General features: G+C 68.6%; 12 protein-coding genes and 1 pseudogene. All 13 read left to right on the forward strand.

What is annotated here, in order from left to right; all coding sequences use genetic code 11:
• The first annotated feature begins 3 nt into the window (after window positions 1–3).
• On the forward strand, window positions 4–1797 hold the full coding sequence (sdhA, locus tag ACFOPO_RS17215; protein WP_386704831.1) for a succinate dehydrogenase flavoprotein subunit: 1794 nt from the start codon (window positions 4–6) through the stop codon (window positions 1795–1797).
• Between the two features lie 15 nt (window positions 1798–1812).
• Window positions 1813–2595, forward strand: a complete 783-nt coding sequence (locus tag ACFOPO_RS17220) for a succinate dehydrogenase iron-sulfur subunit (protein WP_200605439.1) — start codon at window positions 1813–1815, stop codon at window positions 2593–2595.
• A gap of 229 nt (window positions 2596–2824) precedes the next feature.
• On the forward strand, window positions 2825–3022 hold the full coding sequence (locus tag ACFOPO_RS17225) for a succinate dehydrogenase assembly factor 2 (RefSeq protein WP_386704891.1): 198 nt from the start codon (window positions 2825–2827) through the stop codon (window positions 3020–3022).
• A gap of 34 nt (window positions 3023–3056) precedes the next feature.
• Window positions 3057–3422 (forward strand): hypothetical protein, encoded by a 366-nt coding sequence (locus tag ACFOPO_RS17230; RefSeq protein WP_386704833.1) that lies wholly within the window; start codon window positions 3057–3059, stop codon window positions 3420–3422.
• A 6-nt stretch (window positions 3423–3428) separates the two neighbouring features.
• The gene (locus tag ACFOPO_RS17235) at window positions 3429–4673 is read left to right on the forward strand and encodes a lipoprotein-releasing ABC transporter permease subunit (protein WP_386704835.1); all 1245 of its coding nucleotides are present in this window, start codon (window positions 3429–3431) and stop codon (window positions 4671–4673) included.
• Window positions 4666–5388 (forward strand): lipoprotein-releasing ABC transporter ATP-binding protein LolD, encoded by a 723-nt coding sequence (gene lolD, locus ACFOPO_RS17240; protein WP_386704837.1) that lies wholly within the window; start codon window positions 4666–4668, stop codon window positions 5386–5388. Before ACFOPO_RS17235 ends, lolD begins: the two co-directional genes overlap by 8 nt.
• A gap of 16 nt (window positions 5389–5404) precedes the next feature.
• Window positions 5405–7848, forward strand: a pseudogene (locus tag ACFOPO_RS17245) (DNA internalization-related competence protein ComEC/Rec2); the annotation flags it as partial.
• Window positions 7796–8431 (forward strand): MotA/TolQ/ExbB proton channel family protein, encoded by a 636-nt coding sequence (locus ACFOPO_RS17250; RefSeq protein ID WP_386704839.1) that lies wholly within the window; start codon window positions 7796–7798, stop codon window positions 8429–8431. The pseudogene ACFOPO_RS17245 and the gene ACFOPO_RS17250, both read left to right, overlap by 53 nt.
• Before the next feature lie 13 nt (window positions 8432–8444).
• The gene (locus ACFOPO_RS17255; protein WP_386704841.1) at window positions 8445–8906 is read left to right on the forward strand and encodes an ExbD/TolR family protein; all 462 of its coding nucleotides are present in this window, start codon (window positions 8445–8447) and stop codon (window positions 8904–8906) included.
• On the forward strand, window positions 8903–10651 hold the full coding sequence (gene msbA / locus ACFOPO_RS17260) for a lipid A export permease/ATP-binding protein MsbA (RefSeq protein WP_386704842.1): 1749 nt from the start codon (window positions 8903–8905) through the stop codon (window positions 10649–10651). Before ACFOPO_RS17255 ends, msbA begins: the two co-directional genes overlap by 4 nt.
• Entirely contained in the window at window positions 10648–11697 is a 1050-nt protein-coding gene (gene lpxK / locus ACFOPO_RS17265; protein WP_386704843.1) for a tetraacyldisaccharide 4'-kinase, read from the forward strand. The genes msbA and lpxK overlap by 4 nt, the downstream gene beginning before the upstream one ends.
• Entirely contained in the window at window positions 11694–12470 is a 777-nt protein-coding gene (gene kdsB, locus ACFOPO_RS17270) for a 3-deoxy-manno-octulosonate cytidylyltransferase (RefSeq protein ID WP_386704844.1), read from the forward strand. The genes lpxK and kdsB overlap by 4 nt, the downstream gene beginning before the upstream one ends.
• Window positions 12471–12528: 58 nt before the next feature.
• The gene (locus ACFOPO_RS17275) at window positions 12529–13002 is read left to right on the forward strand and encodes a low molecular weight protein-tyrosine-phosphatase (RefSeq protein WP_386704892.1); all 474 of its coding nucleotides are present in this window, start codon (window positions 12529–12531) and stop codon (window positions 13000–13002) included.
• Window positions 13003–13093 lie beyond the last annotated feature (91 nt).

Raw genomic sequence — 13093 nt, forward strand, 5'->3', positions numbered from 1 at the left:
TACATGGCCGCCGCTTACAAGATCCACGAACACACCTTCGACATGGTCGTCGTCGGCGCCGGTGGCGCCGGTCTGCGCGCGACCTTCGGCCTGGCCCAGAAGGGCCTGAAGACGGCCTGCATCACCAAGGTGTTCCCGACCCGTTCGCACACCGTGGCCGCACAGGGCGGCGTCGCCGCTGCGCTGGCCAACATGGGCGAGGACGACTGGCGCTACCACTTCTTCGATACCGTCAAGGGCTCGGACTGGCTGGGCGACCAGGACGCGATCGAGTACATGTGCAAGGAAGCCATCCCGGCGATCATCGAGCTGGAGCACTACGGCGTTCCGTTCTCGCGCACCGACGACGGCAAGATCTACCAGCGTCCGTTCGGCGGCATGACCACCCGTTACGGCGAAGGCCCGCCGGCGCAGCGCACCTGCGCCGCCGCCGACCGCACCGGCCACGCCATCCTGCACACGCTGTACCAGCAGTCGCTGGCGCATGACGCGCAGTTCTTCATCGAGTACTTCGCGCTCGACCTGATCATGGACGCCAACGGCGCCTGCCGCGGCGTGCTTGCGCTGGACATGGCCGAAGGCACGCTGCACCTGTTCAAGGCGCAGGGCACGGTGCTCGCCACCGGCGGCTACGGCCGCGCCTACTTCTCGGCGACCTCGGCCCACACCTGCACCGGCGACGGCGGCGGCATGGCGCTGCGCGCAGGGCTGTCGCTGCAGGACATGGAGTTCGTGCAGTTCCACCCGACCGGCATCTACGGCGCCGGCTGCCTGATCACCGAGGGTGTCCGCGGTGAAGGCGGCATCCTGCGCAACAGCAACGGCGAGCGCTTCATGGAGCGCTACGCACCGAGCGTGAAGGACCTCGCCCCGCGCGACATGGTCAGCCGCGCGATGACGATGGAAATCCGCGAAGGCCGCGGCGTCGGCGAGTTCAAGGACCACATCCTGCTCGACCTGACCCACCTCGGACCGGAAGTGATCCACGAGAAGCTGCCGGGCATCGCCGAGTCGGCGCGCATCTTCGCCAACGTCGACGTCGAGAAGCAGCCGATCCCGGTGATTCCGACCGTGCACTACAACATGGGCGGCATCCCGACCAACTACCACGGCGAAGTGGTGCAGCTGCGCAACGGCAACCCGGACGAAGTCGTCCCGGGCCTGTACGCGATCGGCGAAGCGGCCTGCGTGTCGGTTCACGGCGCCAACCGCCTGGGCTCGAACTCGCTGCTCGACCTGGTGGTGTTCGGTCGCGCCGTCGCCAACCGCGCCGCCGAGACGGTCAAGGTCGACGGCAAGCAGGCCCGCCTCGCCGGCGATGCCTGCGATTCGGCCCTGGCCCGCCTCGACAAGCTGCGCAACGCGAACGGCGGCACGCCGACGGCGGTCATCCGCGACAAGATGCAGCGCACGATGCAGGCCGACGCCGCCGTGTTCCGCACCGGCGAGACGCTGGCCGACGGCGTGCGCAAGATGCGCGAGATCCATTCGTCCTTCGGCGACGTCAAGGTCGCCGACCGTTCGCTGATCTGGAACTCGGACCTGATCGAGACCTACGAGCTGTCCAACCTGCTCGACCAGGCGCTGGTGACGATTGTTTCCGCCGAGAACCGCACCGAGTCGCGCGGCGCCCACGCCCGCGAGGACTTCCCGGACCGCGACGACGCCCACTGGCAGAAGCACACCCTGTGCTCGGTCACTGAAAGCGGCGAAACCGCCATCGACTATCGCCCGGTGCACATGTACACGTTGAGTGACGACGTGTCCGTGGTCCCGCCGAAGAAGCGCGTCTACTGATCCGGAGCGAGCAACGTGGCTGAATTCTCACTACCCAAGAACTCGCAGATCCAGAAGGGCCGCCACTGGGCGTCACCGGGCGCCAAGCAGCCGCGCACCTTCAAGGTCTACCGCTGGAACCCCGACGACGGCATGAACCCGCGCGTGGACACCTACGAGGTGGACATGGCGACGTGCGGTCCGATGGTTCTGGACGCGCTGATCAAGATCAAGAACGAGATCGACCCGACGCTGACCTTCCGCCGTTCGTGCCGCGAGGGCATCTGCGGTTCGTGCGCGATGAACATCGACGGCACCAACACGCTGGCGTGCACCAAGGCGATTGGCGACTGCGGCAAGGCCGAAGTGCCGATCTACCCCCTGCCGCACATGCCAGTGGTGAAGGACCTGGTCCCGGACCTGACCCACTTCTACGCGCAGTACGCCTCGATCAAGCCGTGGCTGCGCACGCAGAGCCCGGCACCGTCCGACCGCGAGCGCCTGCAGTCGCCGCAGGACCGCAAGAAGCTCGACGGCCTGTACGAGTGCATCCTGTGCGCGTGCTGCTCGACCAGCTGCCCGAGCTACTGGTGGAACGGCGACCGTTACCTCGGCCCGGCGATCCTGCTGCAGGCCTACCGCTGGATCATCGACTCGCGTGACGAGGACACCGGTGCGCGCCTGGACGATCTGGAAGATCCGTTCAAGCTGTACCGCTGCCACACGATCATGAACTGCGCGCGCACCTGCCCGAAGGGCTTGAATCCGGCGCAGGCGATCGGCGAGATCAAGAAGCTGATGCTGGCCCGTCGCGTCTGAGGACGCGGCCTCGTACCCGGGTGCGCTTCGCTTACCCGGGCTACCCGGCCACAGGTTCGTAGCCCGGGTAAGCGCAGCGCACCCGGGAGTTCGACCCGCACACCTCGTAGCCCGGGTAAGCGCAGCGCACCCGGGATCGCCGCGCACAGAGACGGAGCCGCGCTTGGAAGGCACCACCGAAGCCGACGAACGCGAGCTGCGCCGCCTGCGGTGGCGTTGCCGGCGTGGCATGCGCGAGCTTGATCAACTGTTCGAACGCTACCTCGATCACGCCTGGCGACAGGCCGACGAGGGCGAGCGCGTCGTTTTCCTACGGTTGCTCGAAACCGAGGACGATAAGCTCTGGCACTGGTTCATGGGCAACGACGCGCCGACCGATGCCGACCTCGCAGCGCTCGTCGCGCGCATCCGCTCCCTGCCACCTTGAGTGGCACCCGTCGCGGCTGCTTGCAGCGGCCCTGATGCTGCTCGGCGTCCTGGCTGGGCTGTCACTGATCGCCAGCGAACTTCCCCTGCCGCTGTCACTGCCATTGGCGCTGCTGGCAGCCGGGGAGGGCGTGCGCCTGGCCAGGCGTGAACGTTCGCGTCCGGTCATTGCTCTGGCCATCGCCGCCAACGGGCTGGCCACGATCGACGGCGAGACCGTCTCCGATCTGTGCATCGAATGGCGCGGCCCCTTGGCTTTCATGCGTTTTCGCGATTCCCGGGGCCGGCCGAAGCGGCTGGCTTGGTGGCCGGACACCCTGCCGGCGGCGAGCCGCCGTGAACTCAGGCTGGCCGCCCCGGTCAAAGCGGCTGCGCAGAACGCGCCTTCGATGGCACCATAGTCCGATATGTTCAAACCCATCCCCGTGGCCATCGGCCTGCGCTACCTCCGGGCCAAGCGCCGCAACGGCTTCATCTCCTTCATTTCCCTGGCCTCCATCGCCGGCATTGCGCTGGGCGTGACGGCGCTGATCACCACCCTGGCGGTGATGAGCGGCTTCCAGCGCGAAATCCGCGATCGCATGCTGCAGATGGCGGCACACGCCACGGTCAGTGCCTACGGCGAACCGCTGAGCGACTGGCAGCAGGCCGTCAAAACGGCCGTGGCCGATGCGCGCGTGGCCGGCGCAGCTCCCTACATCGAGAAGGAAGCGCTGCTGTCGGGCCTGCGCAACCAGCCGGCGATGATCCGCGCCGTGCTCCCCGAGCAGGAGGGCAAAGTCTCGGTGCTGGCCGAGAAGATGGTGCAGGGCAAGCTCGACTCGCTGCAGCGCGGCAGTTTCAACATCGTGCTGGGCAAGGAGTTGGCGCTCTGGCTAGGCGTCGGCGTCGGCGACAGCGTGGTGATGACCACCAGCGATTTCCGCAGCACGCCACTGGGCGCGGTGCCGCAGCTCAAGCGGTTCACCGTCAGCGGCATCTTCGAGGCCGGCTACAACGAGTTCGACAAGGGCCTGGCCGTCGTCAACATGCAGGACATGCAGCGCCTGCTGCGCATGGGCGACGGCGTCACCGGCGTGCGCTTGCGCCTGCACGACATGGACAAGGCCTGGGACGTGGCACGCGACCTCGCCGTGAATCTGGGCGGCCCGTACCGGGTGAGCGACTGGACCAGCGAGAACGCCAACATGTTCCGGGCGCTGAAGATGGAAAAAACCATCATGGCGATCCTGCTGTCGCTCATCATCGCGATGGGCGCCTTCAACCTGGTCAGCTCGCAGGTGATGCTGGTGACCGACAAGCAGGCCGACATCGCGATCCTGCGCACGCTCGGCCTGACGCCGCGCGGGGTGATGCACGTGTTCGTGGTGCAGGGAACGCTGATTGGCGTGATCGGTACCGTGATCGGCGTGATCGGCGGCATCGTGCTGACGCTCAACCTCGAACACATCCTCAAGGCGATTGAAGCCGTGCTCGGCGTGCAGCTGCTGCCGGAGGACGTCTACTACATCACCGGCCTGCCAACCGACCTGCAGAGCAGCGACGTGGTGATCATCGCCGCGGTCGCACTGGCGATGGCCTTCATCGCCACCATCTATCCCGCCTGGCGCGCCGCGCGCACGGCTCCGGCGGAGGCGCTGCGCTATGAGTGAGGCCATCAACCACAAGAAGCACACCGGTGAGTCGGTCCGGGCCGAGGGCCTAGCGATGACCTATGCCGAGGGCAAGATGCGCACGCCGGTGTTCGAGGGCCTGCAGCTGTCGGTGCAGTCGGGCGAGACGGTGGCGATCCTCGGCGCGTCCGGCGCCGGCAAGAGCACGCTGCTTCACCTGCTTGGCGGGCTGGACACGCCCACGGCCGGCGAAGTGTTCGTAGCCGGGCAGAAGATGAGCACGCTGTCGGATGCGGCACGCGGTGCGCTGCGCAATCGCGCGCTTGGCTTCGTCTACCAGTTCCACCACCTCCTGCCGGAATTCACCGCGCTGGAGAACGTCATGCTGCCGGTGCTGCTGGCCGGCGCGCAGGTCGCCGATGCCTCCAAGCGGGCACGTGACCTGCTGGAGTCGGTCGGCCTCGGCCACCGCCTCGAGCACAAGCCTGGCGAGCTCTCCGGCGGCGAGCGCCAGCGCGCGGCCGTCGCGCGTGCACTGGTGAACCGTCCGGCCTGCGTGCTCGGCGACGAGCCCACCGGCAACCTCGACGAGAAGACCGCGCAGACGGTGTTCGAGCTGATGCTCGCGCTCAACCGCGAACAGCGCACCAGCCTGGTGCTGGTGACCCATGACCGCCGCCTCGCGCGGCGCCTGGATCGCGTGCTGGAACTGCACGAAGGCAAGTTGCGGGAGCTCAGCCACGCCGAGGTCTGACGACAGGGAGTAGTCGATGCACGAAGCGGCAAGGACGCCGCCGTTCACCCCCACCACTGCACTGGCACTGCTGGCTGGCGTCTGCGCCTGCCTGTGGATGCCGTGGCTGTTGCCGTGGCCGGCTTCGATCGGGTTGATGCTGGCCGGCATCGCGCTGGGGTGGGATGGGCTGCGACGACGTAGCGCCGCATCGCTGCCGATGGCCTGGGCGCTGCTCGGGTTCGCCCTCGCCGGACTGCATGCGGCGCACTGGCTGGGCGTGCAGCTTCCGGCCGGGTTGGAACGCAGTGACGCGCAGGTCCGCGGCCGCGTCGTCGATCTGCCGGTGCATGAAACCGCACGCACCCGCTTCGTCTTCCGCGTCGACGATGACGCAGCCCAGCCGCTTCCGCTTCGCGGTCGCACGTTGCGCCTCGCGTGGTACGACCGCAATGCCAAGGCACGTGCTGCGCTGAGGGCAGGGCAGCACTGGCAGTTCGACGTGCGCCTGCGCGCACCGCGCGGTTTGCGCAATCCCGGCGGAATCGACAGTGAGCGCCACGCCATGGCGCAACGCATTGCCGCCACGGGTTACCTGCGGCATCCGGATGAGGCGCGACTGCTCGCTCCCGCCACGGGCCTGCAGGCGTGGCGCGAAACGATGTCCGAGCGCATCGGCGCACTCGATCAGCCGCCAGCGCGTTTCCTGCGTGCCCTGGCGCTGGGCGACACGCGTGGGCTTGATGACGTCGACTGGCACGTGCTGCGCGCCAATGGCCTGACCCATCTCATCGCCATCTCCGGGTTCCATGTCGGCCTCGTGGCCGGCTTCTTCGCGCTGCTGGTGCGGGCGTTGTGGTGGCTGTGGCCGACGGCGCTGGCGCGACGACTGCCGGCGCAGATCGCGGCGGCTGCAGCCGGGTTGTGCGGTGCCGTGCTGTACGCGGCCGCCGTCGGATTCGCGTTGCCGACGGTGCGCACTGCGCTGATGATCGCCGTGGTCGCGGGTGTGCGCGTGTTCCGGCGACCGCTGAAGCTGGCCGATTCGCTGGCGCTGGCGGCATTCGCGATGCTGCTGGTGGACCCGCTGGCGGTTCTGGGCGCCGGGTTCTGGTTGAGCTTTGCCGGGGTTGCCTGGCTGTTGTGGTGCCTGCCGCGGGGCAGCAAGCGCCCGGTGCAGGACTTCCTTTCGGCGCAGGGCGTGGCCACCGTCGGCCTGCTGCCGCTGAGTGCGGTGCTGTTCGGCCAGGCATCGCTGGCAGGGCTGCTGGCGAACCTGGTGGCGGTGCCGCTGTGGAGCCTGGTGGTCGTGCCGTTGTCGCTGCTCGGCCTGGCGCTGGAGATGCTCTCGCCCGGGGCCGGCGAATGGACATGGAAGCTGGCGTCGACGACGTTCGACCTGGCCTGGCCCTGGTTCGAGCGCCTGGCGGCGAGCCCGCTGGCGGTGTGGTGGCTGCCCGAGCCGCGCTGGTTCGCGCTGCCACTGGCGCTGGTCGGGGCATTCTGGCTGCTGCTTCCGCACGGAGTGCCGGGCAAGGTGCTGGCGTTGTTGTTGTGGCTGCCATTGCTCTGGCCAGATCGCGATCTGCCGAGCCGTGGCGAAGCCGAGCTGGTCGTCATCGACGTCGGGCAAGGCCTGTCGGTCCTGGTGCGCACGCAGCGGCACGCCCTCCTGTACGACATGGGTCCAGCGGTTCGTGATGGCTTCGATGCCGGCGAGCGGGCGGTGGTGCCGGCGTTGCAGGGGCTGGGAGTCCGCCGGCTCGATCGGCTTGTGGTCAGCCATGCCGACAACGACCACGCCGGCGGGCTGGACGCGGTAGGCCGTGTTTATGGGCTCGACAGGCTTTCGGCGCCCGACGGGGCGGCGCTGGACGGGGCGCGCCCGTGCGTGGCCGGGCAGGCCTGGGACTGGGATGGCGTCCGTTTCCGGTTCCTGCACCCGCCGCCGCACTTCCCCTATCTGCGCAACGAAGCCAGTTGCGTGCTGCGGATCGAGGCGGCTGGCGCCTCGGCTCTGCTGACCGGCGACATTGGGGAGGTGGTAGAGCGGATGCTCCTTCGGCGCGAGCCGGAGGCCCTGCGTGCCGACGTGGTCACGGTGCCCCACCACGGGAGCGACGGCTCTTCCGACCCCGGATTCGTGGCCGCCACCGGCGCACGCCACGCCCTGGTGGCCTCCGGCCACGGCAACCGCTTCGACCATCCCAGGCCCGAAATCGTGGCTCGCTGGGCCCGGGCAGGCGCCCAGGTTCATGACACCGCCCGCGCCGGCGCCCTGCGTGTGCGGCTTCAGCGCGACGGCGCGAGCGTCGAATCGCGACGTCAGGCACAGCCGCGGCTGTGGGATGCAGCACAGCGCTGGGAGAAGGGCGCGGCTGGGCTATCCTATCGACCTGATTAACTCGGCCGAGGGCCGGAGGTTGGCGTGCTGGAACTGGTCAAGGCCGGCGGTTGGCCGATGATTCCCCTGTTGTTGCTGTCGGTACTGGCCCTGACGCTGATCGTCGAGCGCGCCTGGTCGCTGCGTCGGACCGCGGTGCTCCCGCCCAACCTGGGCAAGGAAGTGCGGACCTGGGCGGGCAGCGGCAAGCTCGACCCGGCGCACATCGAGTCCCTGCGCAAGACCTCTCCGCTGGGCGAGCTGCTGGCGGCTGCCCTCGACGTCCGCCTGCGCCCGCGCGACCAGATCCGCGAGCGCATCGAGGACGTCGGCCGCCACCTGGTCCACAAGATGGAGCGCTACCTCAACACCCTCGGCACCATCGCCGCGGCCGGCCCGCTGCTGGGCCTGTTCGGCACCGTCGTGGGCATGATCCAGATGTTCCTGGGCATCCTCGACCACGGTATCGGCGACGTGAACCAGCTCGCCGGTGGCATCGGCAAGGCGCTGGTCTGCACCGCCGCCGGCATGATCGTGGCGATCCCGGCGCTGATCGCGCACCGCTGGTTCCGCGGTCGCATCGGCGAGTACATCGTCTCGATGGAGCACGAGGCCATCGCCCTGATGGACACACTCGAGACGCGCCCGGCTGGCGCCGTGCGCACGCCGCAGGCCGCCTGAGGCTCGCGTCCCGATGCGTATTCGCGACCACCGCGCCTTCGAAGACGGGCTGGAGATCAACCTGGTCCCGTTGATCGACGTGATCCTGGTGCTGATCATTTTCTTCGTCGTGACCGCGACCTTCGATGCACGCTCGGTGCTCAAGCTCGAGTTGCCGCGCGCCACTGGCGAGCCGGCCAGCGACACGTCGAAGTCGCTGATCGTGCTGGTGAATGCCGACGGTCGTTACTTCGTCGATGACCGCGAAGTGCTGCGCAGCGACGTCGAGTCGCTCAAGGCCACCATTGCGGAAGTCGCCGGCAACGACCGCGACCGCCCGGTGATGCTGCGCGCCGATGCCCGCACGCCGTACCAGGCCGTGGTCACCGTCTACGACGCACTCGGCCAGCTCGGTTTCCGCAAGGTCATGAACGCCACCGCGCCGCAGACCAACGCGCCGCACACCGACACGGGCGCCGCGGGGGCGGGCAAGTGAGCGACTCGCCGTCGCCCTGGTCGACCTACCGCCGCCTCCAGCACTTCGTAGCGCCGTACCGCGGCGTGCTGCTGATCGCGCTGCTGGGCATGCTGGTCGAAGCCGCCGCCGCCGGCGCCTTCACCTGGCTGATGAAGCCGGTGGTCGACGAGACCTTCATCAACAACAACCGCAAGCTGAGCCTGTTGTTGCCGTTGGCGATCGTCGGCATCTTCGTCGCCCGCGGCATTGCCGGCTATATCACCGACACCTTCATGGCCCGCGCCGGCCGCAGCATCGCCCGCGACCTGCGCGTGATGGTGCTGGGCAAGTACATGCGGCTGCCAGGCCTGCGTTTCGACACCGAGCCGGTTGCCTCGATGCTCACGCGCCTGGGCTCGGACAGCGACCAGGTCGCGCAGGCCGCGATCGACGCCGCCAAGGTGATGCTGCAGCAATCGCTGCAGGTCGTGGCGATGATGGGCGTGATGCTCTACTACAGCTGGCGCGTGACCCTCGCCATCCTGCTGCTGGGCCCGTTGCTGGCCTGGACGATGGACACCGTCGGCCGTCGCTATCGCCGCATCGGCCATCGCATCCAGGAGAGCGGAGCACAGTTGCTGCAGTCGGCCGACCAGGCCCTGTCGAACCACCAGGAAGTGAAGGTCTACGGTGCCCAGGGCGCCGAGCTGGAGCGTTACTCCGGCCAGGCCAACCATCACCTTCGCCTTAGCCTCAAGGTCGAGTCCACGCGCAGCATCTCTTCGGCGGTGGTGCAGCTGATGGGCGCGGTCGGCCTGGCGCTGCTGCTGTTCTTCGCCGGCCGCGAGGCCGCCAACGGTCGCCTCAGCGCAGGCGATTTCGTCAGCCTGATGACCTCGATGCTGGCGGTGATTCCGGCGTTGAAGCAGCTGACCAACGTGCAGGGCATGCTGCAACGTGGCGTGGCTTCGGCCGAACGCCTGTTCGACGTGCTCGACACGCCCGACGAGATCGACACCGGCCGGCGTCCGCTGGAGCGTTCGCAGGGACTGCTCGAGTTCCGCGACGTCACCGCGCGTTATCCGGGCCAGGCACAGCCGGCGCTGTCCGACATCAGTTTCGTCGCACGCCCGGGCACGGTCACCGCAATCGTCGGCCGATCCGGCAGTGGCAAGTCGACGCTGATCAAGCTGATCCCGCGCTTCTACGACATCGAGGCCGGGCAGATCCTGCTCGATGGCCATCCGCTGCAGGAGTACCGCCTGCAGGACTTGCGTCGCCAGATCGCCCTCGTCGGCCAGCAGGTGATGCTGTTCGACGGCACCGTGGCTGCCAACGTCGCCTACGGCGAATTGCAGACGGCTGGAGAACCGGCGCTGGAGCAGGCCGTCCGCGGCGCCAACGCCATGGAGTTCGTCGAACGCCTGCCGCAGGGCATCCACACCGAGATCGGTGCCAAGGGCGGTCGCCTGTCGGGCGGCCAGCGCCAGCGCCTGGCGATCGCGCGCGCGATGCTCAAGGACGCACCGATCCTGATCCTCGACGAAGCCACGGCCGCGCTCGACACCGAGTCCGAACGACTGGTGCAGGACGCGCTCGACCACCTGATGCCCAACCGTACCACGCTGGTCATCGCGCACCGCCTGTCGACGATCGAACATGCCGACCAGGTGCTGGTGCTCGACCAGGGCCGCATCGTCGAGCGTGGCACGCACAGCGAGCTGCTGATGCTCGGCGGCCTCTACGCCCATCTCCACCGCATGCAGTTCCGCGAGGCTGAATGAGCAAACGCTCGTCGCAAACCCCGGCTTTCTGGTACGACGACGTGCGCGTGCCCTTCGGTGCGCGCCTGCTTTCGGCGGTCTACGGTTCACTGAGCGGGTTGCGTCGCAACCTTTACCTGAAGGGTTGGCTCAAGCGCCAGCATCCGGGCGTGCCGGTGATCGTGGTCGGCAACATCACGGCCGGTGGCGCCGGCAAGACGCCGCTCACCATCGCTCTGGTCGAACGCCTGCGCGCAGAAGGCTGGAGCCCCGGCGTCGCCAGTCGCGGCTACGGTCGCGATGACGCCAGCGCGCAGATGTGGGTGGACTTCCGCAGTCCGGCCGATGTCGCCGGTGACGAGCCGGTCCTGATCGCGCAGCGCACGGGCGTGCGCATCCGTGTCGACCGCGACCGCGCCGCCGCCGCCAGGGCGCTGGCCGAGGCTGGCTGCGACCTGGTGATCTGCGATGACGGCCTGCAGCACTACAAGCTCGCGCGCGACATCGAGATCGAGGTGGTCGATGGCCGTCGCCGCTACGGCAATGGCCAGCTGCTGCCGGCCGGGCCGCTGCGCGAGCTGCCCGAGCGCGGCGCCCGTTGCGACTTCCGCGTGGTCAACGTCGGCGCCGGTGGCAATGGCAATGGCGACACCGGTTTTGGCGAATGGCCGATGCGCCTGATCGCCGATCAGGTGCAGCCGATGCTGGGCGGGCGCCCACGCCGCCTGGCGTCATTCTCGGGCCAGCGCGTGCATGCGGTGGCCGGTATCGGCGACCCCGAGCGCTTCTTCTCCATGCTGCGCGGATTCGGCATCGCGGTGGTTCCGCATGCGTTCGCCGACCATCACCGCTACAGCGCCGAGGACTTCGAGTTCGGCAGTCGCGAACTGCCGGTGCTGATGACCGAGAAAGACGCGGTCAAGTGCACCGCGTTCGCCGACGACCGCCATTTCAGCGTGCCGGTGCGTGCCGAATTGCCCGAGGCGTTCTGGGTGTCGTTCCTCGACCGGTTGACGAGCAAGGCGCGCCCGTACCGCGCCAGCGCGAACGAAGGGAAGCAGTCATGAGCGCGTCCGATTTCGTCGTCGCCATTCCGGCCCGATACGCCGCCAGCCGCCTTCCCGGCAAGCCGTTGCGGATGCTCGCCGGCGAACCGCTGGTGCTGCACGTGGCACGGCGCGCGCTGCAGGCCGGTGCGCGCGAGGTCTGGGTCGCCGCCGACGATGAACGTATTGCCGCCGCAGTCGCCGACACGAGCGGCGTACGCGTGGCGATCACCTCGCAGGACCACGCGTCCGGCACCGACCGCCTCGCCGAATGCGCCCGCATCGCCGGCTGGGGCGACGACACAGTCGTGGTCAACCTGCAGGGCGATGAACCGTTCGCGCCGGCCGCAGGCATCCGTGCCGTCGCTGCACTGATGCTGGACGGCGACACAGAAATGGCGACGCTGGCCGCACCGGTGACCGACGTCGAGACGCTGCTCGATCCCAATGCCGTCAAGCTGGTGCGTGCCGGCAACGGCAATGCCCTCTACTTCAGCCGAGCGCCGATTCCGTGGCCGCGCGACGCCTTCGCCCGTGACCGCAGCAGCATGCCGGGGCAGGGCGAGTGGCTGCGCCATATCGGCATCTACGGCTATCGCGCCGGTTTCCTGCAGCGCTTCGCGGCACTGCCGCCGGGGCGGCTGGAGCAGATCGAATCGCTGGAGCAGCTGCGCGTGCTGGAGGCCGGTTATCGCATCGCCGTCGGGATTACTCCCGAGCCGTTCCCGCCGGGCGTCGACACGCCCGAAGACCTGGCCCGTGCCGAGGCCTGGATCGCCGCCGGCCGTGGCTGAGCACTCACCCTCATCCCGGCGAAATCCCGGATCCACGTTGACTGTAATGCCTGGCCAAATCCGGCTGCTCGTCGTCTGCCTGGGCAACATCTGCCGTTCTCCGGTGGCCGAAGGCGTCCTGCGCGCCCGCATCGCGGCATCGACCCTGGCCGGCCGGGTCGAGCTTGATTCGGCCGGTACCGGCGACTGGCACGTTGGTCAACCGCCGGATCGCCGCGCGATTGCCAATGCCGCTGAGCACGGCATCGACATCTCCGGACTTCGCGCGCGCCAGCTTGCCGCCGCGGACTACCAGCGCTTCGACTGGCTGTTGTGTGCGGACCACGCCAACCTGCGCGATGTCGAGGCGCGCGCGCCGCGCGGCTCGCACGCCCGTGCGGCGCTCTTGCTGGACTGGGCGGGAGTGGATGGCGACGGCGAGGTGCCGGACCCGTATACGGGCGGGCCGGCGCAGTTCGAGCATGTCTTCCAGTTGCTGGACCGTGCGGCTGATGGGGCGATTGCGAGGTTGCGGCGCGAGTATCGGCTTTAGGCGCGCGGAACCCGGGTGCGCTTTGCTTACCCGGGCTACAGCTCAACGCGGCGAAGGCTTGTCCTGTCGCATAATTGGCCCAACTCTTGAG

Source organism: Lysobacter sp. GCM10012299 (genome assembly GCF_042649405.1).
Taxonomy (GTDB): Bacteria; Pseudomonadota; Gammaproteobacteria; order Xanthomonadales; family Xanthomonadaceae; genus Lysobacter_J.

Bases quoted from the DNA above. Each gene is read 5' to 3' on its own strand.
- kdsB (WP_386704844.1), top strand. From the start codon at position 11,694: ATGAGCGCGTCCGATTTCGTCGTCGCCATTCCGGCCCGATACGCCGCC.
- lpxK (WP_386704843.1), top strand. From the start codon at position 10,648: ATGAGCAAACGCTCGTCGCAAACCCCGGCTTTCTGGTACGACGACGTG.
- ACFOPO_RS17230 (WP_386704833.1), top strand. From the start codon at position 3,057: ATGCTGCTCGGCGTCCTGGCTGGGCTGTCACTGATCGCCAGCGAACTT.
- ACFOPO_RS17225 (WP_386704891.1), top strand. From the start codon at position 2,825: ATGCGCGAGCTTGATCAACTGTTCGAACGCTACCTCGATCACGCCTGG.
- lolD (WP_386704837.1), top strand. From the start codon at position 4,666: ATGAGTGAGGCCATCAACCACAAGAAGCACACCGGTGAGTCGGTCCGG.
- sdhA (WP_386704831.1), top strand. From the start codon at position 4: ATGGCCGCCGCTTACAAGATCCACGAACACACCTTCGACATGGTCGTC.
- ACFOPO_RS17255 (WP_386704841.1), top strand. From the start codon at position 8,445: ATGCGTATTCGCGACCACCGCGCCTTCGAAGACGGGCTGGAGATCAAC.
- ACFOPO_RS17235 (WP_386704835.1), top strand. From the start codon at position 3,429: ATGTTCAAACCCATCCCCGTGGCCATCGGCCTGCGCTACCTCCGGGCC.